Source organism: Allopontixanthobacter sediminis, from assembly GCF_009828115.1.
Classification (GTDB): Bacteria; Pseudomonadota; Alphaproteobacteria; order Sphingomonadales; family Sphingomonadaceae; genus Allopontixanthobacter; species Allopontixanthobacter sediminis.
The window spans coordinates 832,428-857,134 of record NZ_WTYL01000001.1; the positions used below are offsets into that span (position 1 = coordinate 832,428).

The following is a 24,707-nucleotide window of genomic DNA, read 5'->3' on the forward strand; positions in this document are numbered from 1 at the left end:
CCCTACCCCGGAGATCTAATGCTTCAATAGAGCAGCAGTGACCTCACGGAATTTTGCCATCCTCGCTCTTCTGATCCCGCCAGAGCCTCGAGGTCATCAGGCCCCAGCGCCGGGTTGTCCACCCATTCGCGCAGCGACGGACCGCCGTTGATCACATCCATCGCGAGCCGCTCAAGCTCGTATTCATAGGGGAAATCGCGCCACAGATCATAGTCGGGATAAAGGCTGCGAATTGCCTTGAAGGCGAGTGCCTGCAGGCGCCAAGGCCGGAATGCGGAATGGTCGTAGAACGGCCCTTCGGCGTGGATCATCAAGGCGTTGCACAGCGAGCCTGCGTGTTTGTGGAAGGTCGGCTCGAAATGGCACTCACGCAGTTTGCAGCCGACGAGCCATTCGGGAGCGATCCGGCGCATCTCGCGGTGCACCGCACCGGCGTCTATGTCGGGCGCACCGAACAGGACTTCCAGCGGGCGGGTGGTCCCGCGGCCTTCGCTCAGCGTTGTGCCCTCCAACATAACGGTACCGGCATAAGCGCGGGCCATATTCACATTAGCCGCGTTGGGGCTCGGATTGATCCAAACACGGCTTTCCGGCCATCCGAAGCCCGGACCATCCGGGTTCCAGCCCTCCATCTCAATCACCCGGTAATCCACGTCGAGGCCGAGATGGCCGATGAACCAATGGCCCATTTCGCCCATGGTCAGTCCGTGCCGCATCGGCATCGGACCCGCGCCGACGAAACTTTCCTGCCCCGGCACCAGCAAGGTTCCTTCCACCGGGCGTCCGGCAGGATTGGGGCGGTCGAGTACCCAAACAGTCTTTCCATGTTTGTCTGCTTCTTCAAGCAGGTACAGGAGAGTGGTGACAAAGGTATAGATGCGGCAGCCGAGATCCTGGAGGTCGAACAGGAACACATCCGCACTCGACATCATCTGCCCAGTCGGGCGGCGAACCTCGCCATACAGGCTGAACACCGGGATGCCGTAAAACGGGTCGGTCTCGTCCCGGGTCTCGACCATATTATCCTGCTTGTCCCCCTTTAGCCCGTGCTGAGGACCAAACGCGCTGGAGACATTGACCCCCACCCCGATCAGCGCGTCCAGCGAGTGCGTGAGGTCCGCCGTCACCGACGCGGGGTGCGCCACCAGCGCGGCGCGCCGGCCGGATAGTTCGGCAAGCAGTTCAGGGGATGCGAGCAGGCGATCGATACCGAATTTCATGGGTTCTCCGGTGCCGTAAGCGGGGCGGTGAAGCAAGCGGGATCGTGGAAATCGGGCGCGGCGGCCGAATGTCGCAGCGACCAATAGCTTTTGACGCCGCCGGTTTCTTCGATCACCGCGGTCAGGGCCATGGCGGCGGGTAATTCAGGTAGCGCCGCTGCGGGAATATATCCGTCGAAGATCGCTGTGTTTCCGCCCCGCCGGTAGGTGGCGCTCATATCCCGGGGAACCGGACGGTCCATGGGTCCGGCACGGTAGTCCGTGAAATCATACGCGGCCCACTGGCGGGACGGCGACAGGTTGAACTCGGTATAATTCGGGACGCCCGGTGGCTTCACGAACATTTCGAAACATGTCGTCTGCCACAGTCCGTCGGCGCGGCCGCGCTTCCGGAATCGCGGCACCATAACCTCCTGCGCGCCGGTGATCGTCCACCGCAGACCGAGCCAGTTGCGGTCGTGCGACAGGATGCCCACCGTGACCCCGCTCACCGACAGTGGCGGATGCGCGGGATGGGGGAGAAGTTGGTGCTTTTCGATTCCGCATCCCCTGTGCTAGCCGCGCGGCCATGACCGAATTCCGCTCCGACCTCATGCGCCTGCTTTCCGAGCGTGGCTATATCCATCAGACCACCGATGCCAAGTGCCTCGATTCCTTGGCCGTGAAGCAGGTCGTTCCGGGATATATCGGCTTCGACGCGACCGCGCCTTCGCTGCACGTCGGCAGCCTGGTGCAGATCATGATGCTACGCCGCCTTCAGCAGGCCGGTCACAAGCCGATCGTGGTGATGGGCGGCGGCACTACCAAGGTCGGAGATCCGTCAGGCAAGGACGAAAGCCGCCAGATGCTGACGCCCGACGTGATCCAGCAGAACATCGCCTCGATCCTGAAGGCTTTCGAAAACCTGCTGTTCTTCGGTGACGGCCCGACCGACGCGGTTGTGGTGGATAATGACGAATGGTTGAGCAAGCTCGGTTACGTGGAATTGCTGCGCGACGTCGGACCGCATTTCACTATCAACCGGATGCTTACGTTCGATTCGGTCAAATTGCGTCTGGAGCGCGAACAGCCGCTGACGTTCCTCGAATTCAATTACATGATTCTGCAGGCCTATGATTTTCGTGAATTGGCCCAGCGCTATGCGTGCCGGTTGCAGATGGGCGGCAGCGACCAATGGGGCAATATCGTCAACGGGATCGAACTGACCCGGCGGATGGACGGGGTCGAGGTTTTCGGCCTGACCACCCCATTGCTGACGACGGCAGACGGCGCCAAGATGGGCAAGACCGCAGCCGGCGCGGTGTGGCTGAACGAAGCGCAACTGCCGAATTACGATTTCTGGCAGTTCTGGCGCAACGTCGACGACCGCGATGTCGGCAAGTTCCTGCGACTGTTCACCGACCTGCCGCTCGATGAGATCGCCGCATTGGAATGCCTCGAAGGCAGCGCAATCAACGACGCCAAGGTGGTGCTGGCCAACGAAGTTACCGGACTGGTGCGGGGGAGCGGGGCCGCAAAGGCAGCGGCGGATACCGCGTCGGCGACCTTTGCCGGCGGCGGCCTTGGCGGTGACCTGCCAACACTGTCGCTCGGCGCGGGGGGCATGGGGATCACGGCGATCTGCACCGCTGTCGGGTTTACCCAGTCGAACGGTGAGGCGAAGCGCAAGATTGCCGAGGGGGCCGTGAAGGTCGACGACGCGGTTATTACCGACCCGACTTTCCAGTTGGCGATCCCTGCCGGGGAAAGCCGGAAGCTGAGCCTCGGAAAGAAGAAGCACGCCATCCTGACCGCCTGAAATTCGCGGAAATGCGCCAAAATGTGCCAATTCAGGACAATCGGCTTTTACAAAATATCAGCCTTTTGGCTCCATAACCGTCCCTCGAAGTAACGAAGGAAGGCAAGGTCCATTGACTGTCGGAGCACAACTATCAGTAACCGATCTGCGCAGGGCCACGCGTCATCCGGTAGACTTTCCGGTGATCGCCGAGCACCGCGAACACGGCGATATGAAGCTGCATATCAGTAACGTTTCCGCGCATGGGTTCATGGTTGACGACGCGCAGACGCTTGCACGCGGTGACCGGGTCATCGTGCGGCTGCCGGTTGTCGGACGGATCGAGGCCTATGTGATCTGGCTGCGCGATACCCGCGCAGGTTTCCAGTTCGAACGGATCATCCGGTTCGATGACTTCATGCAGATCATCGACACGCTGCAGCCGAACCCGCGCCTGCGCAAGAACCGCTAGGCTGGCAAATCTCGGGGTCGGATCGAGCCCCATCAACTGACCACTTGGATTCGTCGTCCGGGCCTGCCATGGCCCCGGCGTGAGCGACCAGACGTCCCCTTTCCGCATTGCCAATTTCCGCGCTTACTGGGTGTCTCGCCTGGCGATGACGCTAGGCCAGTATGCCATGCTGCTGATCATTGGCTGGCAGACGTACAACATCGCTCGCGACAGCGGGATGAGCGTGGGCGAATCGTCTGGCCAGCTTGCCCTGATCGGACTGCTGCAATTCCTGCCACTGTTTGTCCTGACGCCCTTCTCCGGTCTGGCAGCGGACCGGCTCAACCGGAAGACCGTCGCCCAGATGACGGTAGGGCTGCAGATGATCTGCGCCGGACTGCTGGCGGCGTTAACCTGGTACGGGATGATTACTCTGGCGAGTTTGTTCGGCATCGCCGTCCTGCTCGGTATTGCCCGCGCCTTTGCCGGACCAGCGCTGTCCGCCCTCGCCCCAAATCTGGTCCCCAAGGCAATCCTGCCCAACGCGATCGCGTTGTCCTCGATCGCCTGGCAGGTCGGGATGATCGTCGGCCCGGCCATCGGCGGCTATTTCTATGTCATCGCCCCTGCCTTGCCGTACGCGGTCGCGGGCGGCCTGTTCGCCGTCGCAATTGTCGCGCTGAGCTTGATCGGGGAGGTCCCCAAGAGCCCCATCCTCGGCGCCCAGCGGCCGGTCGGACAGATCATCGACGGGCTGCAATATGTCGTCCGCAACAAGATGGTACTCGGCGCGATTACTCTCGATCTGTTCGCCGTGTTCCTCGCTGGCGCTACCGCCCTTTTCCCCGTCTACGCCCGCGACGTGCTGGGGGTCGGCGCCCCCGGCCTGAGCCAGCTTGCTGCCGCACCGGCAGTCGGTGCGGCGTTGACAGCGTTATATTTCTCCTTCCGCCCACTCAAGACGCATGTCGGCCCCAAGATGCTGTGGGCGGTCGCGGTATTCGGGGTGGCGACGATTATTTTCGGCGTGTCGACTTCAATGCCGCTGTCGCTGGCTATGCTTTTCATCGTCGGCGCGGCGGACATGTTCTCGGTCTATATCCGGCAGTCGCTGATCCAGCTGCACACCCCCGACGACAAGCGCGGGCGGGTTTCCTCGGTATCGCTGATGACGATTTCGGCATCGAACGAGTTCGGCGATTTCTTTTCAGGGACTCTCGCGTTCTTTATCGGGCCGGTCCTGGCGGTGGTGACCGGCGGCGTTGGCGCGATCATCACGGTCGGGCTGTGGAGCCGGATATTTCCCGTACTGCGAACAACCCGGACCTTTGATCCGCCTGACGAGTTGCTACATACAGGACCCGAGACAACGCCGCAGGGAGAGAAATCATGAAAGCCGACTCCGTTCTTGCCACAATTGGCAACACGCCGCACATCCGCTTGTCCCGGATGTTCCCGGACCACGAGGTCTGGATCAAGTCGGAGCGGGCCAACCCCGGAGGATCGATCAAAGACCGTATCGCGCTGTCGATGATCGAAGCGGCGGAGAAGTCGGGTGACCTGAAACCGGGCGGCACGATCATCGAACCGACCTCCGGCAACACCGGTGTCGGCCTCGCAATGGTCGCGGCCGTGAAGGGGTATACCCTACTGTTGGTCATGCCGGAATCGATGTCGATCGAACGCCGCCGGCTGATGCTCGCCTACGGCGCCAAGTTCGATCTGACCGACAAGGCGAAGGGCATGAAGGGCGCGATCGAACGCGCACAGGAGCTGGTCGAACAGACCGAAGGCGCGTGGATGCCCCAGCAATTCGACAACCCGGCGAACGTGTCTGTCCATGTGTCGACCACCTCGCAGGAAATCCTGCGCGATTTTGCCGAAGATCCGATCGATGTGATGATCACCGGTGTCGGCACGGGCGGTCACCTGACCGGCTGCGCGGAGGAACTCAAGCGCCACTGGCCATCGATGAAGGCCTATGCGGTCGAGCCGGAGCTCTCTCCGGTGATTTCCGGCGGCAAACCCGGCCCGCATCCGATTCAGGGTATCGGTGCCGGCTTCATTCCGGGCAACTTGCACACAAAGGCTATCGATGGCTCGATCCAGGTTGATGCGGAAAAGGCCAAGGAAATGGCGCGGCGTTCGGCATCGGAAGAGGGTCTGCTGGTCGGCATATCGAGCGGAGCCACGCTGGCGGCGATTGCTGCCAAACTTCCGGACCTCGAAGCCGGAACCCGGATCCTCGGGTTCAATTACGACACCGGAGAGCGCTATCTCTCGGTGCCGGATTTCCTACCGACCGAGTAGAACGCCGCAACTTCAATCACACAAGAAAGGGCGCCCACGCAAGCGGGCGCCCTTCCTGTATTCGAATACCGCAGAACTCAGGCCGCAGTGGCGAAATCGTCGGCTTCAAGCGCCATCATCGAAGCGGCTCCGCTTTCGATCTTCCGGCGGAGCGCACCGGCATCCGGAATGAACCGGTCGGCATAATAACGCGCCGTGGTAAGCTTCGCCTCGTAGAACGCCGCGTCATCGGTGCCCTGCGCCAGTTTGGCAGCCGCGACCTTCGCCATCCGCAGCCACATCAAGCCAAGAGTGACGATCCCCATGATGTGCATGTAATGATGCGCACCGGCGCCAAGGTCATTGGGGTTCTGCATCGCGTGCTGCATGAACCACATCGTCGCGGCCTTCTGGTCCGTCAGGGCCTTGTCGAGCGCCTCGGCGATCGGCTTCAGCGTTTCGTCTTCCTTGGCGGAAGCGATCTCATCGTCTACCGTCTTGAAGAACGCCTGAATTGCCGCGCCGCCTTTCTGCGCCAGCTTGCGCCCGCACAGATCCATCGCCTGCACCCCGTTGGTGCCTTCATAGATCATCGCGATGCGCGAATCGCGGACGAATTGCTCCATGCCCCACTCGGCGACGTAACCATGCCCGCCGTAAACCTGCTGCATGTTGTTGGCGACGTCATAACCCTTGTCGGTTCCGTAACCCTTGATCACCGGGGTCAGCAGGCTGAGTATCATGTCAGCCTGTTCGCGTTCTTCCTCGGTCAGGGCCTTGTGCGTCAGATCGACCTGCAGCGCGCCCCACAGTGCCAGCGCCCGCATACCTTCGGTGAACGCCTTGGCGTCCATCAGCATCCGGCGGACGTCGGGGTGGACAAAGATCGGATCGGCCTGCGCCTGCGGTTCCGCAGGGCCGGTCAGGGCGCGGCCCTGACGGCGGTCGAGAGCGTACGTCACAGCGTTCTGGTAGGAAATCTCCGCCTGCGCGAGGCCTTGGATGCCAACGCCAAGCCGGGCGGCATTCATCATGATGAACATCGCGGCGAGGCCCTTGTTCTCTTCACCGACCATCCAGCCAGTCGCACCGTCATAGTTCATCAGGCAGGTCGAGTTGCCGTGAATGCCCATCTTTTCCTCGATCGAACCGCACATCACGCCGTTGCGCTTGCCGGGGTTGCCGTCCGCATCGGGGAGGAACTTGGGCACAATGAACAGCGAGATGCCTTTGGAGCTGTCGGGCGCGCCGGGGGTCTTGGCGAGCACCAGGTGGATGATGTTTTCCGACATGTCGTGCTCACCGGCGGAGATGAAAATCTTAGTGCCGGTGATGGCGTAAGACCCGTCCGCCTGCGGCTCCGCCTTGGTCCGGATCATGCCCAGATCGGTGCCGCAATGCGGCTCGGTCAGGTTCATGGTGCCGGTCCATTCGCCGGAGATCATCTTGGGAAGGTACATTTCCTTCTGCTCATCCGAGCCTTTGGCGGTAATCGCCGAAATCGCGCCGGTAGTGAGGCCGGGATACATGGCGAAAGCCTGGTTCGACGTCGCCATGAATTCTTCGACCACAAAGCCCAGCACATGCGGCATGCCCTGCCCGCCAAAGGTTTCCGGCTGTGAAATCGTGCCCCAACCCGATTCGCGGTACTGGGCGAAGGCTTCCTTGAAGCCGGTCGGGGTGGTGACACTGCCATCGGCGTGGCGGGTGCAGCCTTCACGGTCACCGACCTGGTTAAGCGGGTGCAGCACTTCCGCACAGAACTTGCCCGCCTCGTTAATGACCGTGTCGATCATGTCGGCAGTCGCGTTCTCGAAGCCGGGCAGATCGCCGTAGCTGGCAAGGTCGAGCATTTCGTTGACGATGAAGCGAGTGTCGCGCGTCGGGGCGGTGTAGGTGGGCATGGATGTGTCCTTTGCGAAGGTAAGTTGTCAGGGCGATCGGACGGATCAGGGCGCCGACGGATCAAGATCGAGCCGTTCGATCTGCTTGATGAAGTCGGTGAGTTCGCTGATCGACGAATCGATATCGTCACGCTGCGCTTTCAGCTTCGCCACGTGGCGGCGGCACCGGTCGATGGTCACGCGGCGCTGCTCCACCCGGCCATCATCGAGATCGTAGAGGTCGATCATCTCACGAATTTCCGTCAGGCTAAAACCGACGTTCTTGGCGCGCATGATCCATGCAAGCCGGGCGCGGTCGCGCTTCGAATAAACTCGGGTCAGGCCGACCCGTGCCGGAGCGACCAGACCCTCGTCCTCGTAGAACCTGAGTGCACGGGCGGTGCAATCAAACTCCGACGTCAGATCCGAAATACTGAATTGCTCGCGAGAAAGTTTGTCGGGCCGTTCCAGGTGGGCACCCGCATGGCGCGCGGGGCTTGCTTCGTTGGTACCAGGCTGGACTGGTTTGGCTTGGGCTGCGTTTGACATGCCGCTCGCCTACATAACCTTTACGTAAAGGTCAATCGGATTTCGGTTTCAAGCCTTCATCGACCAGCTCGCGGTAGAAGCAATCGGAGGCGCCGGTGTGGCACGTCGGACCGGCGGGCTCGCATTCGAGAATCAGCGCATCCTGATCACAATCGACGAGTATGCGCTTGACGGTCAGCGTGTTCCCCGAGGTCTCGCCCTTCATCCACAGCCGGCCCCGGGAGCGGGAATGGAAATGGGCAATCCCCGTTTCTCGTGTCCGGGCAATCGCAAGTTGGTCCATCATGGCCACCATCAGGACCGTGTTTGTTTCAGCATTGGTGACAACAGCCGTCAGCAAGCCATTGGAATCAAACTTCGGCATGAACTCCTTCCCCGCTTCCCGGTCTGCGTTTTCAATTTTGACTTCAGTCACGGGAGTTCCTTCCGGCGGCAAATATCAGCGTCACGACGTCACGATCAGATGTTGCAGGATAACAACAGACGTATCGCAAAATCCAGTTGATACACACAAGGCACTTTGAACTTAATGGCTCTGATGGAATGTACCGCCCGTGGTTCGAGTGAGCCACCCACCGAACGGCGGTGCCGGTAGAGCGCCAGGTTCAGGGGACTACGGAGAAGCAGCCCGCTTCGGCGATGGCGCCTCCAAACGATGAGGGATTGGGTCTGGGTAATCTTCTGGGGGGATGATTACCATACCGAAAGGCGGATCCAGCATTATTCGTCACGTGGCGCCCGGGTCCGGATCGGTCCCGGGCGTTATGTTGTCGGACCGCAAATCCAGCGCTTCGTCCATCACTCTCGCAAAGCACGCGACCACCACTTTCGCCGCGCCGGCCTTCTTCAGCACCTTGACGCACGCATCGCTGGTCGCGCCACTGGTCAGTACGTCATCGACCAGGATGATGCGCGCGCCCTTCACCTGCGCCGCTTTTCCTGACGGTATGGCGATTGCGCCCGCCAGCGTTCGCGCACGCGCCTTTTTGCCCAGCCCGCCGAGCGATGGGGTCGCCCTCGTCCGGGCCAAACCGTCGACGAGCAGGGTCCCGCCCGTCAGCCTCGCCAATTCTGCGCCAAGCAAAGCCGCCTGATTGTATCCCCTATGCCACAACCGCCAGCGGTGGAGAGGCACGGGGATGATCAGCCCATCGCCTTCCATGGGCGGAAGCCTCGCCGCGATCAAACGCGCGAGCATCGGGGCCATGGCGATCCGGCGGCCGTGCTTGAACGCCAGCACCAGCTTGCGCGAGGCGGGATTGTAAAGCGTACCGGCGGCGATTCCGTCATGCTTCGGCGGGTCGGACAGGCAAGGCGCGCACAAGGCGCCCATCACCACGCTGCCGCCGCCGAATGGGCGCTGGCAGGCCGCGCAACTTGGTTCTCCGGGGATCCGCAGCTCCGACCAGCACGCACCGCACAAGCCCTGCTGGCCCGCGATAATGCCCCCGCACAACGGACAGCGCGGGGGATATATCAGGTCGACGATCGGCGCCGTGGTCTGTGCGATATTAGCAGCTATGATCGACCCCAGTGACATCCTACCGGCTCTGCAGCGCTTGCGCCCTGCTGGCAAGCGCGGCAAAGCGGCGCGATGCCCCCAAGCAGCCCGCCCCGTATTTTCGACCCGGATCGCCGCGCCGCACTTGCCCGCCGGGCGGAACATTTGTCTCAGGCCCCCGATGCCGCCCGGTTCATCCTCGATGACATGGTCGACGACGTGCTGGAGCGGCTGGCATTCATGCGCCACGAGCCTGCCCGCTGTCTGCTGATCGGCGACCGTCGGGGCATCCTGGCCCGAAGTCTGGCCGAACCCGGGCGGGAAATCATAGCCGCCGAACCCGGGTCACTGGACGAGGAACGCCCGCTACCGTTTGCGCCTCTCGACCTTATCGTGAGTCTGTCATCCCTCGCCACCGTCAATGATTTGCCCGGAGCGCTGATCCATATGCGTAATGCGCTGGCGCCGGGCGGTCTGATGCTAGCCAGTTTCGTGGGCGCGGGCAGTTTGCCGATCCTGAGGCAGGCGATGTTCGCGGCCGATGGTGACCGGCCGGCATCGCGGATGCATCCGATGGTCGACAACCGTTCCGGTGCGGAGCTTCTACAACGTAGCGGCTTTGCTCGCCAAGTAGTTGATTCGCGGCCCCTTCGTGTCAGCTACCGGAGTTTCGATCAGTTTATCGCTGATCTTCGTACTCAAGGCCTGACTTCGGTGCTGGCCTCACACACTCCGCCGCTGACGAAATCGGCGCTTGAGACAGCCCGCAAGACGTTTATGGACCGTGCCGACGATCAGGGGCGAGTACTCGAAAACTTCGAGATACTCACCCTAACTGGTTGGAAGTCCTAACGAAGCGATGCCTGAGCGGCAGCCAGCCGGGCGATGGGCACCCGGTAGGGGGAGGCGCTGACGTAATCCAGACCGACTTCTTCGCAGAACGCGATGCTCGCCGGATCCCCGCCATGTTCGCCGCAGATGCCCAGCTTGATATCGGGCTTCGTTTCGCGGCCGCGCTCCGACGCCATCCGGACCAATTGACCCACGCCTTCAATATCAAGGCTGACGAAGGGGTCGCGGGCAAAGATGCCCTTCTCCACATAGGGCGCCAGGAACCGGGCCGAATCGTCGCGGGAAACTCCGAGCGTTGTCTGGGTCAAATCGTTGGTTCCGAAGGAAAAGAACAGCGCCTCCTGCGCAATTTCGCCCGCCATGAGAGCGGCGCGCGGGAGTTCGATCATGGTGCCGACCAGATATTCGATCGATCGACCTTTATCGGTGAATACCTCCTGCGCCATCCGGTCGATGAGGGTCTTGAGGATCGCCAACTCGCGGCGGGTTGCGACCAGCGGGACCATGATTTCGGGCACCGGAGCCTCGCCGGAAGCCTGCGCCACTTCGCACGCCGCCTCGAAAATTGCCCGCGCCTGCATTTCATAAATTTCGGGATAAGTGATGCCGAGCCGGCAGCCGCGGTGCCCTAGCATCGGGTTGAACTCATGCAGTTCCGCCGCGCGCCGTTTCAGATGATCGACCCCGAGCCCTGTCACGTCGGCCAGATCCGCGAAATCGGCGTCGGCCGTCGGCAGGAATTCATGCAAGGGCGGATCGAGCAGCCGGATGGTGCATGGCAGCCCGACCATCACCTCGAATATCTGGCGGAAATCGTCGCGCTGTTCGGGCAGCAGCTTGGCGAGCGCCTTGCGGCGGCCCTTCTCGTCTTCGGCCAGAATCATCTGGCGCACGGCACTGATCCGGCCGGCATCGAAGAACATATGCTCCGTCCGGCAAAGTCCGATGCCTTCCGCGCCGAACTGACGCGCCATGCGGCAATCGTCGGGCGTTTCAGCATTGGTTCGTACGCGCATCCGGCGGTGGCGGTCGGCCCATTCCATCAGGGTGCCGAAATCGCCCACGAGTTCCGGTTCGATCGTCGCGACCAGGCCTTCCATCACCTGCCCCTTGGCCCCGTCGAGCGTGATCAGGTCGCCTTCGCGTAATTCGGTGGTGCCGATCCGCAGCGTCCGCGCGCCCATTTCGATCGACACTTGCGACGCGCCGGAGACGCAGGGGCGCCCCATGCCGCGGGCCACCACGGCGGCGTGGCTGGTCATCCCGCCGCGTGCGGTCAGGATGCCCTGCGCGGCGTGCATGCCGTGAATGTCCTCCGGGCTGGTTTCCACCCGCACCAGGATTACTTTTTCGCCGCGCGCCGCGAATTGTTCCGCGGTGTCGGCATCGAGTACGATCTTGCCGCTTGCCGCGCCGGGTGATGCCGGCAGGCCGGTGGTCAGCACCGTACGCGGTGCATCGGGATCGAGCCGCGGGTGGAGCAACTGGTCCAGCGCCATCGGGTCGATCCGCAGGACCGCTTCGCGCTCGTCGATCAGGCCTTCGCCGACCATTTCGACCGCCATCTTGAGCGCCGCCCGTGCCGTCCGCTTGCCGCTGCGGGTCTGCAGCATCCACAGCTTGCCCTGCTGGACGGTAAATTCGATGTCCTGCATGTCACGGTAATGCCGTTCCAGCAGGTCGAACACTTGCGCCAGTTCTGCGTAAGCGTCGGGCATGGCTTCTTCCATGCTCAGTGGCTTGGCCCCGGCGGCTTCGCGGGCGTCCCGGGTCAGATACTGCGGCGTGCGGATGCCCGCGACCACGTCTTCACCCTGCGCGTTGATCAGATATTCGCCGTAATAGGCTTTCTCGCCCGTCGCCGGATTGCGAGTAAACGCGACGCCGGTCGCGCTGGTATCGCCCATGTTGCCGAACACCATGGCCTGCACATTGACCGCGGTACCCCAGTCGGAAGGGATGTCGTTCAACCGGCGATAGACCTTCGCGCGGTCGGCATCCCAGCTGTCGAACACGGCGGCGATCGCGCCCCACAATTGTTCGTGGACGTCTAGCGGGAAAGGCTGCCCGCGTTCCTGTTCTACGATGTTCTTGTATTGCGCGACGAGTACCTTCCAGTCCTCAGCCTCCATCTCCGTATCGGCATAGAAGCCCTTGTCTTCCTTGGCGATTTCCAACGCTTCTTCAAACAGGCCATGATCCACGCCGAGCACCACGTCGGAATACATCTGGATGAACCGGCGGTAGGAATCCCAGGCAAAACGCTCGTCGCCGGACGTCGCTGCGAGACCCGCGACGGTGTCATCGTTAAGGCCCAGGTTCAGGACCGTATCCATCATTCCGGGCATGGAAACGCGCGCGCCGGAACGCACGGAGACCAGCAGCGGATCGTCCTTGCTGCCGAAATCCTTGCCCACGGCGGCTTCCACCTGCCGCAGTGCCGAGGCAACGTCGGCGCGGAGCTGGTCCGAAAAGTCCGAACCGCCCGCGAGATATTTGACGCATTCTTCGGTGGTGATGGTAAAACCGGGCGGCACCGGCAGGCCAATCTCGGCCATTTCGGCGAGGTTTGCGCCCTTGCCCCCGGTGATGGTCTTGTCTTTCGCTCGCGGATCGATCGAGGCATCCGTGCCGCCGAAACTGTAGACCGTTTGTACCATCATCATTCCTATTTCGGATAGCTGTCAGTGCCGCCGTGTCCGCGAACGCTACCCTTCGATCTTGGAGAAATCCGCAACGTTGTGCACTGCAGCACGGAACCGCGCAAGCAGGTCGAGCCGTGCGGTGCGTTTGTTTTCTTGGGGATCGTTTACCGTGACTTCCTCGAAAAACGCATCAATCGGCGCCCGGAGCGAAGCGAGTGCAGCCATCGCGGCGGAGAAATCCTCCGCCTCGATTGCTGCTGCCGCCCTAGGCTCGGCATCGGCCAACGCGTCGATCAACGCCTGTTCGGCGGGTTCGGGGGTGTAGGAGAGCTGACCGGCGTGGCGTTCGGCCATCTTGGCCTCGATTACGGCTTTCATATCCGGATCGTCGACCAGCGCGAGCGGGTCTTCCTCACCGGTATGTGCGATCTCGCCCTCGATCCCGTGCCAGTCTTCCTTCTTGAGGATATTCGCCGCGCGCTTGTAGGCGGCGAGCAAGTTGGCACCCTCGGCGGTTTCGACGTAATTCTGCAATGCGTTCACCCTTGCCAGCAGCCGGACAAGATCGTCCTCGCCGCCCAAAGCAAACACCGCATCGATCAAATCGTGCCTGACGCCCGCTTCGCGCTGCTGGACTTTGAGGCGGTCGGCGAAGAAGTCGAAAAGCGCATCAAGCGCCGCAGTCCCTGTTTGCGGTGAATCTAGTGTTACTAGAAAATCGTGGCGGCCAACTGCTGCACCAAGCGAAAAACGAAGGTTGTTTGCTAAAATGAGGGCAACAATTGCAAGCGTCTGACGTCTGAGCGCAAACGGATCCTTCGACCCAGTAGGCCGCTCTTCAATCGCGAAAAACGCGACCAACGTATCCAACTTATCCGCAAGGCTCACAGCGACAGTCACCGGCGCAGTCGGCACGTTATCGCCCTGCCCGACCGGCTTGTAGTGGTCGCGGATGGCATCTGCTACGGAATCGGGCAAGCTCTCGGCGCGGGCGTAATAGCCGCCCATAAGGCCTTGCAGTTCGGGGAATTCCCCGACCATTTCGGTGACGAGGTCGGCCTTGCACAATTCGGCAGCCTGCCGCGCGAGAGCGGGATCGCAATTCGGCACGATGCCTTCACTAGCAAGCCACTCGGCCAGTTTCGCCACCCGTTCGACCTTGTCGGCAACCGTGCCCAGCTTCTCGTGGAAAGTGATCCGCTCCAGCCCCTCGGCGTGTTGCGCCAGGGTTTTCTTCCGGTCCACTTCCCAGAAGAACCGCGCGTCGGACAAGCGTGCAGCGAGGACCTTGCGGTTACCGTCGACAATCGCCTCCCCGCCGTCGGTGGCTTCGATGTTGGCGGTGCAGATGAAGGCGTTAGCGAGCTTGCCATCCTGCTCACACACGAAATATTTCTGGTTCACACGCGCTGTAAGCTGGATGACTTCGGGCGGGACCTCGAGAAATTCTTCTGCAAACCGGCCGAGCAGCGGCACCGGCCATTCGGTCAGACCAGCGTTTTCAACAACGAGGCCTTCATCCTCCACCAGGTCGAGACCGGCGCTGGCCGCGGCATTCGCTGCACCGGTGCGGATCATCGCTTCGCGTTCCGCGTGGTCGACGATAACATGGCAAGCGCGCAGCTTTTCCGCATAGTCGTTCGCGCCGCCGATGGTAATCTGCCCCGGGTGGTGGAACCGGTGACCCATGGTGGCGCAAGCTGACGTCACGCCGTCCACTTCGCATTCCACCAGGTCGTCGCCGAAGATCGCCACGATGCCGGACAGCGGGCGGACCCATTTCAGGCTCTCGGTGCTGATCGAGGCAGTCCCCCAACGCATCGACTTGGGCCACGGAAAGGCGCGGATAATGGCCGGAACTGCCTGTGCCAGCACGTCCACAACCGCGCGACCGGGCTGTTCGATCACCGCGAACCAAGTCTGCCGGCCCTTGACGTCACGCAGTTCGAGCTGGTCGCGGGTCACGCCGTTCTTGCGGCAAAAACCGTCGATCGCCTGATCGGGGGCGCCCTCCGGCGGGCCTTTCGCTTCTTCGCTGACCGCTTCGGTCTGCGTGGGCAGGCCGCGGGCAATCAGCGCAAGACGGCGCGGGGTGGACCAGATGGTGACGTCACCCACTTGCACACCGGCGGCTGCCAGTTCGGCGCGGAACAGCTTTTCCAGATCGGCGCGCGCGCCCTTCTGCATCCGCGCGGGAATTTCTTCACAGCGCAGTTCGAGGAGGAAGTCGGTCATGCGCTCCACTCCGGGAATTTCTGCGCCCAGGCATCGGCATTCTTTGCCATGTAAGCCTCGCATGAGCCGCGCGCGAGATCGCGGACCTGACCCATATAACTGGCGCGTTCCTGTACCGAGATTACGCCGCGCGCCTGCAACAGGTTGAAGATGTGACTGGCTTCGATCGCCTGCTCATAGGCCGGGATCGGCAATTTCGCGGTCAGGCAGTTCTGGCATTCAGCCACCGACTTTCGGAACAGGTCGAACAGCGCGTCGGTTTCGGCGACTTCGAAGTTCCACGTCGACATCTGCTTTTCGTTTTCGAGGAACACCTCGCCATACGAAACACCGTGCTGGTTGAACGCGAGGTCGTACACATTGTCGACACCCTGGATATACATCGCGAGCCGTTCCAGCCCGTAGGTCAGTTCGCCCGCGACGGGCTTGCAATCATAGCCGCCCATCTGCTGAAAATAGGTGAACTGGGTCACTTCCATCCCGTCGCACCAGACTTCCCAACCCAGCCCCCACGCGCCGAGGGTCGGGGATTCCCAGTCATCCTCGACGAAGCGGATGTCGTGTTTCAGCGGGTCGATGCCGATCACTTCCAGGCTTTTCAGGTAAAGTTCCTGCAAGTCCGGCGGGCTGGGCTTAAGGATTACCTGGTACTGGTAATAATGCTGCAGGCGGTTGGGATTTTCACCGTAACGGCCATCGGTCGGGCGGCGGCAGGGCTGGACAAAGGCGGCGTTCCACGGTTCGGGACCGAGCGCACGCAGCGTGGTCGCCGGGTGGAACGTCCCCGCGCCCATGCGCATGTCATAGGGTTGCAGGATCAGGCAGCCGTTGGCGCTCCAGAAATCATGGAGGCTGAGGATCATGTCCTGAAAGCTGTTTGCAGGGTCTCGTGTCATTACGCCGCGCTTTGGCGGATGGGTGTTTTCCGGTCAATGCCGCGCGGGCCTTTCCCGGTGAAATGACAGGATGTTACGACTTTTAGTCAGGTAGTCTTGACATAGTCAGCGAATCGCGACATAAAGTCAGGCATACCTTACATCCATTAGGAGAGCGCAAATGGAACGCAAAAAGCCCGGACGCCAAGCGATCATGATCGACGATAGCGCGGTGTTTTGGGTCCTTATCGCCAGCGCTTTCCTCATGGGCCTTGCCTGAGGCCCGTGAAAAACCGCCTCAAAGTCCTGCGCGCAATGCGCGACTGGAGTCAGGCAGAGCTGGCCATGCATCTGGATGTCTCGCGTCAGGCGGTCAACGCCATCGAGACAGGCAGGCATGATCCCTCGCTTCCTCTGGCCTTCAGACTCGCCCGACTTTTTGAAATGCCCATCGAGGAGATATTCGATGACGAAGCCTAAATCCGAACTTGCGGACGCCAACACCGAGATGACCTCCGCCCATCTGTCAAGCCGCAAGCTCTACAGCAGCATACTGATGGCATTGACGCTGCTCGCGGTCGTCTTCGGTGCCGGTGTCGTGTCAGGCTATCTCGATGCCGGCGGGGGCGACCGGGCTGATGTGCTGCTCGGCATAGTGATTGCCTGGGTGTCGGTGGTCGCGGGTCTGGCCGTGCTTGCCGCAAGGGTTTGGCCGAAACATGCCAAGGAACCGATCTCGCGCAGCAGCCGCCGGTCACGCAACTTGATTTACGTGCTGGTCGCGGTCGGCGCGGTGCTGGGCCTGCTGCTTGGCTATAATGAACCGGAGGGCATCTCTCTGCTGTCGAGCGGACCGATTCCGGCTTTCCCCGCACTGGTCGCAATCGGCCTGTGGGTGATTTGCGCGCCGATAGTTACCCTGATGTGGTGGCGTAGCACGGACGAGCATGACCGGGCGAGCTACACTGACGGCGCGAATGTCGCTGGCCATGCTTATCTGTTCATTGTCCCAAGCTGGTGGGTCGCCACCCGGGCCGGCGTGCTTCCCGAACAAGACCCGATAATCGTGTTGCTGATCGTGGCGACCATCTGGTCGGCGGTCTGGCTGTACCGCAGATATTTTTGAACCGCGCGCAGGTTTATTCAGACACGCTAAATATCCCCTCTCAGAAAGGTTATCTTATGAAAATGTTCGCACATCGTCTCGCGGGTCTGCTGACCGGAACCGCCATCTTGTTCGCCGGCCCGGCCCTCGCCCAACAGCAGAAGCCGACGCCCGTTCCGACCGCGCAGGTCCCGGCAGAACAGGTCGAGATGGGCGGTCCGGCGCTGTGGAAAGTGGCCGACGAGGACACCACGATCTACCTGTTCGGCACGGTTCATGCGCTTCCCAAGGACGTCGATTGGTTCAAAGGCAACGTCGCCGATGCGCTCGCTTCGTCCGACATCCTGGTTACCGAGATCATGATGACGCCAGACGCCGCCACCGACATGCAGTCGATCATCATGAACACCGGTATGCTGCCCGCCGACCAGAAGCTGCGCGATATGCTGGATGAAAAGCAGCGCGCATCTTACGACGCGGCGATGACCAAGCTCGGGATGCCGGTGGAAACCTTCGACCGGTTCGAACCGTGGTATGCCAGCATGATGCTGTCGATGCTGCCGATCATGAAGGAAGGCTATTCTCCGGAAAGCGGAGTCGAGGCGGTGCTGACCACCAAGGGCGGCGAAGCGAAGCCGCGTGGTGAACTGGAAACGATCGAATTCCAGATGTCCCTGTTCGACCAGCTGCCGCTAGATAGCCAGATCGCATTCCTGGTACAGGCTGCCGAGGGTGTCGATACCATCAAGGGCATGCTCGACAAGATGATCGCCGAATGGCTGGAAGGCGATGCCGACGGCCTGGCCGAACTGATGAACGAAGGGCTGACCGACCAGGTGCTGGCCGAACGCCTGCTTTACCAACGCAACGCCAATTGGGCCGAGTGGATCGACACCCGTCTGGACACGCCGGGTACCGTGTTTATCGCGGTTGGCGCGGGCCATCTGGCCGGTGCCAAAAGTGTTCAGGACGCGCTCGAATTGCGCGGAATTGAAACTGCGCGGGTCCAGTGAAGATGCGGCCGTTTCTCTCCGCTGCGCTGGCATTGGCCTGTGCGCTGGGCCTCGCAGCCTGCGGAGAGAAGCCCGCTGGCGAAGGTGAGCGAACCGACGAACAGGCAGCCCCCCTTCCCGCCATGTGGGAACTCGCCTCGGCAGACGGGACGGTGGAAGGCTGGCTGTTCGGCACCATCCATTCGCTTCCGGACGGCACGACGTGGGAAACCGAACTCATATCGGACGCCGTCGACGATGCCGATCTGTTGATTGTAGAGATCGCCGCGCTGGAGGACAGCGCGGCGATTTCGCATGTGTTTGCCCGGCTTGCGCGCACCGAAGGGTTGCCGCCACTGTCCCGTAGATTGCCCGCCGGGGATCAGGCGGCGCTGCGTGATATGCTGGCCGCGACTTCGTATTCCGACAGTGACTTTACCGCGACCGAAAGCTGGGCGGCTGCGCTGATGCTGGCGCAGGGCGTTCGCGGCGGAAACCCGGAAAACGGTGTCGACCGAGCGTTGCTGCGGCGGTTCGAAGGCCGTCCGGTCCGCGAGTTGGAAGGAGCGGTCCGCCAACTCGGCATTTTCGATACGCTGCCCGAGAGCGACCAGCGCGATTTGCTGGCCGCCGTGGTGAAGCAGGGGCGGGATACTTCCGAAGAAAGCGCAAGACTCGCCCAGATCTGGCGCAGCGGCGATATGGACAGCCTGGCCCGCGAGAATTCCGCAGGCCTCCTGTCCTCTCCGCAATTGCGCACCGCCCTTCTGGTCAGCCGGAACGAGGATTGGGCGGACCAGTTGGACGCGCTGCTACCTGCCGTACCGCCCGCCCTGATCGCCGTCGGCGCCGCCCACATGGCCGGCCCCGAGGGTCTGCCCAGCCTGATGGAGCAACGGGGTTACACCGTCACGCGCGTACAGTGACCGGCGGGCCGGGATGCTTTCCGACCACTCCCGTTCATCACGTCCGAAGCCGCGAGGCCCATTCCTGCTTGTCAATCCCGCGGTTTCCCCGTAAAGGCGCGCGCTTCCGGCCAAGGTCATCCCTGGAGGCTTGGCAGACGGAAGATCATATAATGCATTTCGAAAGGCAATTACCATGAGCGAAGCTCTGACCCTGCCGGCTGAGACGCGCGAACGGGCTGGCAAGGGAGCCTCCCGTGCACTGCGTCGCGAAGGCCGAGTACCTGCTGTCATCTATGGCGGCGGCGAAGATCCTGCCCCGATCCACGTCGAAGCCAAGGAACTGAACCGTCAGCTCGGCACCGGCCACTTCATGAACTCGATCGTGATGATCGAAGTCGGCGGCAAGTCCGTGCGCACCCTGCCGAAGGATGTTGCCTTTCACCCGGTCAACGACCAGCCACTGCACGTCGACTTCTTCCGCCTGTCCAAGGATTCGAAGATCGAAGTCAGCATCCCGGTCGTATTCATCAACGAAGAAGCCAGCCCCGGCCTCAAGAAGGGCGGCGTTCTCAACGTGGTCCGTCACGATCTGGAACTGGTCTGCGAAAGCGACAAGATCCCCGACGAAATCCATATCGACGTTACCGGTCTGGAAGTCGGCGATTCGATCCACATCAGCAATGTCGAACTGCCGGAAGGTTCCGTCAGCGCGATCACCGATCGTGACTTCACCATTGCCACCATCGTTGCTCCTTCGGCACTGAAGAGCCAGGATGGCGCCACCGATGACGAGGCTGACGAAGCCGCTGAAGTTTCCGCTGCGGAAGAAGAGGCTGGTGAGGAAGATACCGGCGAGTAATCGCTACCTTCCCAGTTTCGAAGTTTTCAGGACGCCGGCCTTCCCATGGGAAGGTCGGCGTTTTGTTTTGCAGCCAACATGGCTAGGAGAAGCCAATGCAGCTTTGGGTAGGCCTCGGAAATCCCGGTCCGCAATATGCGATGCACCGGCACAATGTCGGCTTCATGGCGGTCGATGTGATCGCCGGGAGGCACGAATTCGGGCCGGTGCAGAAGAAATTCTCCGGCTGGATGCAGGACGGGCGGATCGGCGGGCAGCGGATCATCCTACTGAAGCCCGCGACGTTCATGAATGAAAGCGGCCGCGCAGTGGGTGAAGCGATGCGGTTCTACAAGCTTGGTCTGGATGCCTTGACAGTCTTCCATGACGAACTCGACCTTGAACCGATGAAGGTCAAGGTGAAGCAGGGCGGCGGCAATGCGGGACACAACGGACTGCGTTCGATCGACCAGCATTTGGGCAGTGATTTCCGCAGGGTCCGGATCGGGATCGGCCATCCGGGGCACAAGGACCGGGTGCATGGATATGTGCTGGGCAACTATGCCAAGGCGGAACAGGACGATTTGATCAGCACGCTGGCAGCCATTGGCTCCGAGTCTGACTGGCTGGCGAAAGGCGATGATGCGCGATTCATGAACGACGTGGCGCTGCGTTTGCAGGAATAATCTGGTACGCTTGCGGAAAGCATCAAGGAGATTCCGCTCATGCCTTCAACCAAGCCTCTTTCGATCAACCGCCGGACCCTGTTGGCCGGCGCGGCAGCTACCACCGCCCTCGCTGCAACCAGTTCCGCCGCGCAGGATACCATCGTATCCGCCAAGCCCGACATGGCCGGCAAATCGGTACTCATCACCGGCTGTTCGTCCGGCTTCGGTCGGCTTGGGGCGGAACATTACGCGCGGCTTGGCGCGAAGGTATTTGCAACGATGCGCGGTCTGCCCCGCCCTGAGGCAGACGAGTTAAAGGCGCTGGCGAAACGCGATGGCCTCGACATCCATGTCCTCGAAATCGACGTTACCGACGATGCGCAGGTAACTGCCGGAGTTGCCGAGGCCGAGCGGATCAATGGCGGGGCGCTGGACATTCTGGTCAACAACGCCGGGGTCGGGATCACCGGACCGGTCGAGGTGCAGGACATGGAAGCGACCAAGCTGGCGTTCGACACCAACGTGCTTGGCTACCACCGGCTGGTTCGCGCGGTGCTGCCCGGTATGCGGGCAAAGAAATCGGGACAGATATTCATGATCTCCAGCCAGCTCGGCCGCGTGATCGTCCCCGGGGGCGGCCATTATTCCGCGACCAAATTCGCCGTCGAAGCGTTGGGCGAACAGCTCGCCTATGAATTGGTACCCCACAATATCGAAGTCACCATCATCCAGCCTGGCGGCTATCCGACCGATGTCTGGAAGAACCGCAACGCATACAACATCGCTTTGAAAACCCGGGCGAAAGATATCCATACGAGCGGCTATCCTGAGATGGTCGCCCGGATGGGCACCGAGGATGGTTCCGGCCGCAGCGCCGATCCCATGGATGTGCCGAACGCGATCGCCGAGATTGCCTCGATGCCGCCGGGCACCCGCCCACTTCGCCGCGCGGTCCATCCAGGCGGTAAACCGCAGCTGCCGATCAACGAGACCAGCGCGCGGGTGCAGGTCGGCTGGCTGGGCGAAACGCCCTACGGACCCTGGATCAAGGCGGTTCACAACACGTAGCCCATGGACGAGCGGGCTGGTAATGCGGGCCGCGCGGGTCTAAGCGCCGGCTCCAGTTCTTACTTCCGGAGTTTTCGATGGGTTTCCGTTGCGGGATCGTCGGGCTGCCCAATGTCGGCAAGTCCACCCTTTTCAATGCGCTCACAGAGACGCAGGCTGCGCAGGCGGCCAATTACCCGTTCTGCACGATCGAGCCGAACGTCGGCCAGGTCGCCGTGCCTGACGCGCGCCTTGACCAGATCGCCAAGATAGCCGGAAGCGCGAAGATCATCGAAACCCAGCTCGGGTTCGTCGACATCGCGGGACTCGTCAAAGGCGCCAGCAAGGGCGAAGGCCTCGGCAACCAGTTCCTCGCCAATATCCGGGAAGTCGATGCCATCGTACACGTGCTGCGCTGCTTCGAAGATGACGATATCCAGCATGTCGCGAACAAGGTCGATGCGCTGTCCGATGCCGAAGTGGTCGAGACGGAACTGATGTTGTCGGACCTCGAAAGCCTCGAAAAGCGCGTTCCGGCAGCGGAGAAAAAAGCCAAGGCCGGTGACAAGGAAGCAAAGGTCCTCGCCAGCGTGCTGGGGCAGGCGCTCGAATTGCTGCGCGAAGGCAAGCCAGCACGGCTGACCGTTCCCGCCGATATCGAGGAAGAACGGGTGTTCGAGCAGGCGCAATTGCTGACCGCGAAGCCGGTGCTGTATGTTTGCAACGTCGCCGAGGAAGACGCGGCTACCGGCAACGCGATGTCCGAGCAAGTCGCGGCGAAAGCCAAGACCGAAGGCGCGCAGTCGGTGGTCGTATCCGCCGCCATCGAGGCGGACCTCGTGACGATGCCCGCCGAAGATCGCGGCGAATTCCTCGCGGAACTCGGTCTGTCGGAAAGCGGCCTCGCCCGCGTGATCCGCGCGGGCTACGAATTGCTTGGACTGCAGACCTATTTCACGGCCGGTCCGAAAGAAGCCCGCGCGTGGACATTCCCCAAGGGCGCGAAGGCTCCGCAGGCGGCGGGCGAGATCCACAGCGATTTCGAGCGCGGTTTCATCAAGGCGGAAACCATCGCGTTCGAGGATTTCGTATCGCTCGGCGGCGAAAGCGGTGCGCGCGATGCGGGCAAACTGCGGCAGGAAGGCAAGGAATACCTCGTCCAGGACGGAGACATCCTGAACTTCAAATTCAACGTCTAAATCTCGGCACCTTTTCTCGCCACGCCCGTTGCAAGGCAAACAACAGGCGAGAAATGACCACATGATAGACAAGTCCGAGAATTTCCGAACCCTCGTGCGCGTCGGCTATTTCAGCCGCGCAATCCTATATACGGTTCTCGGGCTAATCGCCCTGACCAGTGCTGGAAAGATCGCCCAAGGTACCGATGGCATCTTCATTGCGATCGAGGAGTTTCCGGCCGGAATGGCGATCTTGTGGCTGATGGTGGTGGGCCTTTCGGCCTACGCATTGTTCCGACTAGCCTCGACTTTCTTCGACATCGAAAATCATGGTTCTGACAAAGTCGGCTGGGGCACGCGTATCGGCCACGCCGGCAGCGCTATCGGTCATTTCGCACTCGCATTTTCGGCATATAAATTTGCAACTTCTTCTGGCAGCGGCGGAAATGGAGCGCAGGACGCCGCGGCCGGTATCCTGTCGGTGACGCTCGGCGGTGCCGTGCTCGGCATTCTCGGCCTGTTATTCTTTGTTGCGGCGTTCGCTCAGGCGAAAAAAGGCGTCACGGGTTCCTTCATGAACCGTATCAGTCCCCAGGCACCGGACTCCACACGCTGGCTTGGCGGCGCGGGCTTTTTGGCGCGCGCGGCGGTGTTCATTGTCATTGGCTGGTCGCTGGTCAAGGCGGGCTTCATGTCGAGCGGGACCGATCAGATCAAGACACTGGGCGATGCTGTGGCTTCGCTTTCGGGCGAAGGTTTTGTGTTCACCCTCGTCGCTGCGGGCCTGCTGGTGTTCGGGATCTTCAGCTTCATCCTCGCGCGTTACCGGATCATTCCTGACATGGACACACGCGGTAAGATCCCATCGTTTCGGGCATGACCGTCCCTTGAAAATACCCGTGGGGGGTATATTTACGTGGTATGAGCACTTCATCCTCCAAGACGCGCGAAACTGCGAAACTTTACCGGATGGTGATGGACAAGCATGTCTGTCCGTACGGGGTGAAGTCCAAGTGGCTCCTCGAGCGCGAGGGGTACGCGGTCGAGGATCACCACCTCACCACCCGTGAACAGACAGATGCGTTCAAGCGCGAACACGGCGTTGAGACGACGCCGCAGACCTTTATCGGGGACCGCAGGATTGGCGGCTACACCGAACTGCGCCGTCATTTCGGCAATCCGCTGCCCGATCCGGACGCCACGAGTTATCGGCCGGTGCTGGCCGTATTTGCCGTCGCGGCAGCGCTGGCGCTGTCGATCAGCCAGTTCGTTTACGGAATGCCGCTGACCATCCGGACTGGGGAATGGTTCATCGCGTTTTCAATGGCGATGCTGGCGATGCTCAAGCTGCAGGATGTCGAGAAATTCTCCAGCATGTTCGTCGGTTACGATCTGCTGGCCAAGCGCTTTGTTCCCTATTCCTACGCCTATCCCTACCTTGAGGCGCTGGCTGCGATCCTGATGGCGGGACGCGTATTGCCGTGGATTTCGATCCCCGTGGCGCTGACAATCGGGACCATAGGAGCGGTTTCGGTATTCTATGCGGTCCAGATCCAGAAGCGCGAGATCAAATGCGCGTGCGTCGGCGGTAGCGGAAACGTTCCGCTCGGGTTCGTTTCCCTGTCGGAGAATCTCGCGATGGTCGCTATGGCCCTGTGGATGCTGGCCTATTGACCGCTGGCGGGTTAGCGGAG

General features: G+C 61.6%; 24 protein-coding genes. 15 read left to right on the forward strand and 9 right to left on the reverse strand.

Features of this window, described 5'->3' with window-relative positions:
- Window positions 1-23: 23 nt before the first annotated feature.
- On the reverse strand, window positions 24-1,220 hold the full coding sequence (locus GRI65_RS04185; protein WP_160755240.1) for an exo-beta-N-acetylmuramidase NamZ family protein: 1,197 nt from the start codon (window positions 1,218-1,220) through the stop codon (window positions 24-26).
- Complete coding sequence (locus GRI65_RS04190) at window positions 1,217-1,711, reverse strand: DOMON-like domain-containing protein (protein WP_332872593.1); 495 nt, start codon at window positions 1,709-1,711, stop codon at window positions 1,217-1,219. The genes GRI65_RS04185 and GRI65_RS04190 overlap by 4 nt, the downstream gene beginning before the upstream one ends.
- A gap of 77 nt (window positions 1,712-1,788) precedes the next feature.
- Between GRI65_RS04190 and tyrS the strand changes: the two genes are divergently transcribed.
- From tyrS to cysK, 4 genes are all read left to right on the forward strand, one after another.
- A complete protein-coding gene (gene tyrS / locus GRI65_RS04195) occupies window positions 1,789-3,018 on the forward strand; it encodes a tyrosine--tRNA ligase (RefSeq protein ID WP_160755241.1) in 1,230 nt (409 codons plus the stop codon).
- A 112-nt stretch (window positions 3,019-3,130) separates the two neighbouring features.
- Window positions 3,131-3,469, forward strand: coding sequence for a PilZ domain-containing protein (locus GRI65_RS04200; RefSeq protein ID WP_160755242.1), 339 nt, complete (start codon window positions 3,131-3,133; stop codon window positions 3,467-3,469).
- Window positions 3,470-3,548: 79 nt separating this feature from the next.
- Window positions 3,549-4,841 (forward strand): MFS transporter, encoded by a 1,293-nt coding sequence (locus GRI65_RS04205; RefSeq protein ID WP_160755243.1) that lies wholly within the window; start codon window positions 3,549-3,551, stop codon window positions 4,839-4,841.
- The gene (gene cysK / locus GRI65_RS04210; protein WP_160755244.1) at window positions 4,838-5,758 is read left to right on the forward strand and encodes a cysteine synthase A; all 921 of its coding nucleotides are present in this window, start codon (window positions 4,838-4,840) and stop codon (window positions 5,756-5,758) included. Before GRI65_RS04205 ends, cysK begins: the two co-directional genes overlap by 4 nt.
- 77 nt (window positions 5,759-5,835) lie before the next feature.
- Here cysK and GRI65_RS04215 read toward each other — a convergent pair whose 3' ends face one another.
- The 4 genes from GRI65_RS04215 to GRI65_RS04230 all read right to left on the reverse strand — a co-directional run bounded on the left by GRI65_RS04215 (window position 5,836) and on the right by GRI65_RS04230 (window position 9,709).
- Window positions 5,836-7,641, reverse strand: a complete 1,806-nt coding sequence (locus GRI65_RS04215; protein ID WP_160755245.1) for an acyl-CoA dehydrogenase C-terminal domain-containing protein — start codon at window positions 7,639-7,641, stop codon at window positions 5,836-5,838.
- A gap of 45 nt (window positions 7,642-7,686) precedes the next feature.
- Window positions 7,687-8,169 (reverse strand): MerR family transcriptional regulator, encoded by a 483-nt coding sequence (locus GRI65_RS04220; protein ID WP_160755246.1) that lies wholly within the window; start codon window positions 8,167-8,169, stop codon window positions 7,687-7,689.
- Between the two features lie 31 nt (window positions 8,170-8,200).
- Complete coding sequence (gene hisI, locus GRI65_RS04225) at window positions 8,201-8,584, reverse strand: phosphoribosyl-AMP cyclohydrolase (RefSeq protein ID WP_160755247.1); 384 nt, start codon at window positions 8,582-8,584, stop codon at window positions 8,201-8,203.
- Window positions 8,585-8,896: 312 nt separating this feature from the next.
- Window positions 8,897-9,709, reverse strand: coding sequence for a double zinc ribbon domain-containing protein (locus GRI65_RS04230; RefSeq protein ID WP_160755248.1), 813 nt, complete (start codon window positions 9,707-9,709; stop codon window positions 8,897-8,899).
- Between the two features lie 54 nt (window positions 9,710-9,763).
- Between GRI65_RS04230 and GRI65_RS04235 the strand changes: the two genes are divergently transcribed.
- Window positions 9,764-10,522: a methyltransferase domain-containing protein gene (locus tag GRI65_RS04235; protein WP_160755249.1), complete on the forward strand. Its 759-nt coding sequence runs from the start codon at window positions 9,764-9,766 to the stop codon at window positions 10,520-10,522.
- On the opposite strand, the gene ppdK is transcribed toward GRI65_RS04235, so the two are convergent.
- Genes ppdK through GRI65_RS04250 form a run of 3 tightly spaced genes read right to left on the reverse strand, consistent with a single transcriptional unit; the run spans window position 10,519 to window position 16,298 of the window.
- On the reverse strand, window positions 10,519-13,182 hold the full coding sequence (ppdK, locus tag GRI65_RS04240; protein WP_160755250.1) for a pyruvate, phosphate dikinase: 2,664 nt from the start codon (window positions 13,180-13,182) through the stop codon (window positions 10,519-10,521). The two genes, GRI65_RS04235 and ppdK, sit on opposite strands and share 4 nt — an antisense overlap.
- A 48-nt stretch (window positions 13,183-13,230) precedes the next feature.
- Entirely contained in the window at window positions 13,231-15,402 is a 2,172-nt protein-coding gene (gene glyS, locus GRI65_RS04245; protein WP_160755251.1) for a glycine--tRNA ligase subunit beta, read from the reverse strand.
- A complete protein-coding gene (locus GRI65_RS04250; RefSeq protein WP_160755252.1) occupies window positions 15,399-16,298 on the reverse strand; it encodes a glycine--tRNA ligase subunit alpha in 900 nt (299 codons plus the stop codon). Before GRI65_RS04250 ends, glyS begins: the two co-directional genes overlap by 4 nt.
- 264 nt (window positions 16,299-16,562) lie before the next feature.
- On the opposite strand from GRI65_RS04250, the gene GRI65_RS04255 reads away from it, so the two are divergent.
- The 10 genes from GRI65_RS04255 to GRI65_RS04300 all read left to right on the forward strand — a co-directional run bounded on the left by GRI65_RS04255 (window position 16,563) and on the right by GRI65_RS04300 (window position 24,687).
- Window positions 16,563-16,757 carry a helix-turn-helix transcriptional regulator gene (locus GRI65_RS04255; protein WP_160755253.1) on the forward strand — a complete coding sequence of 65 codons (195 nt, stop codon included), beginning with the start codon at window positions 16,563-16,565 and terminating at the stop codon, window positions 16,755-16,757.
- Window positions 16,744-17,403 carry a hypothetical protein gene (locus tag GRI65_RS04260; protein WP_160755254.1) on the forward strand — a complete coding sequence of 220 codons (660 nt, stop codon included), beginning with the start codon at window positions 16,744-16,746 and terminating at the stop codon, window positions 17,401-17,403. Before GRI65_RS04255 ends, GRI65_RS04260 begins: the two co-directional genes overlap by 14 nt.
- A 56-nt stretch (window positions 17,404-17,459) precedes the next feature.
- The gene (locus GRI65_RS04265; RefSeq protein WP_160755255.1) at window positions 17,460-18,395 is read left to right on the forward strand and encodes a TraB/GumN family protein; all 936 of its coding nucleotides are present in this window, start codon (window positions 17,460-17,462) and stop codon (window positions 18,393-18,395) included.
- A 2-nt stretch (window positions 18,396-18,397) separates the two neighbouring features.
- Window positions 18,398-19,300, forward strand: a complete 903-nt coding sequence (locus GRI65_RS04270; RefSeq protein ID WP_160755256.1) for a TraB/GumN family protein — start codon at window positions 18,398-18,400, stop codon at window positions 19,298-19,300.
- Between the two features lie 175 nt (window positions 19,301-19,475).
- Window positions 19,476-20,141, forward strand: coding sequence for a 50S ribosomal protein L25/general stress protein Ctc (locus GRI65_RS04275; RefSeq protein ID WP_160755257.1), 666 nt, complete (start codon window positions 19,476-19,478; stop codon window positions 20,139-20,141).
- A gap of 95 nt (window positions 20,142-20,236) precedes the next feature.
- The gene (pth, locus tag GRI65_RS04280; RefSeq protein ID WP_160755258.1) at window positions 20,237-20,806 is read left to right on the forward strand and encodes an aminoacyl-tRNA hydrolase; all 570 of its coding nucleotides are present in this window, start codon (window positions 20,237-20,239) and stop codon (window positions 20,804-20,806) included.
- Window positions 20,807-20,845: 39 nt separating this feature from the next.
- Window positions 20,846-21,856, forward strand: a complete 1,011-nt coding sequence (locus tag GRI65_RS04285) for an SDR family oxidoreductase (RefSeq protein ID WP_160755259.1) — start codon at window positions 20,846-20,848, stop codon at window positions 21,854-21,856.
- A 77-nt stretch (window positions 21,857-21,933) separates the two neighbouring features.
- Entirely contained in the window at window positions 21,934-23,034 is a 1,101-nt protein-coding gene (ychF, locus tag GRI65_RS04290; RefSeq protein ID WP_160755260.1) for a redox-regulated ATPase YchF, read from the forward strand.
- A gap of 61 nt (window positions 23,035-23,095) precedes the next feature.
- On the forward strand, window positions 23,096-23,893 hold the full coding sequence (locus GRI65_RS04295; protein ID WP_160755261.1) for a DUF1206 domain-containing protein: 798 nt from the start codon (window positions 23,096-23,098) through the stop codon (window positions 23,891-23,893).
- A gap of 41 nt (window positions 23,894-23,934) precedes the next feature.
- Window positions 23,935-24,687 (forward strand): MauE/DoxX family redox-associated membrane protein, encoded by a 753-nt coding sequence (locus GRI65_RS04300; RefSeq protein ID WP_160755262.1) that lies wholly within the window; start codon window positions 23,935-23,937, stop codon window positions 24,685-24,687.
- The last annotated feature ends 20 nt before the right edge of the window (window positions 24,688-24,707 follow it).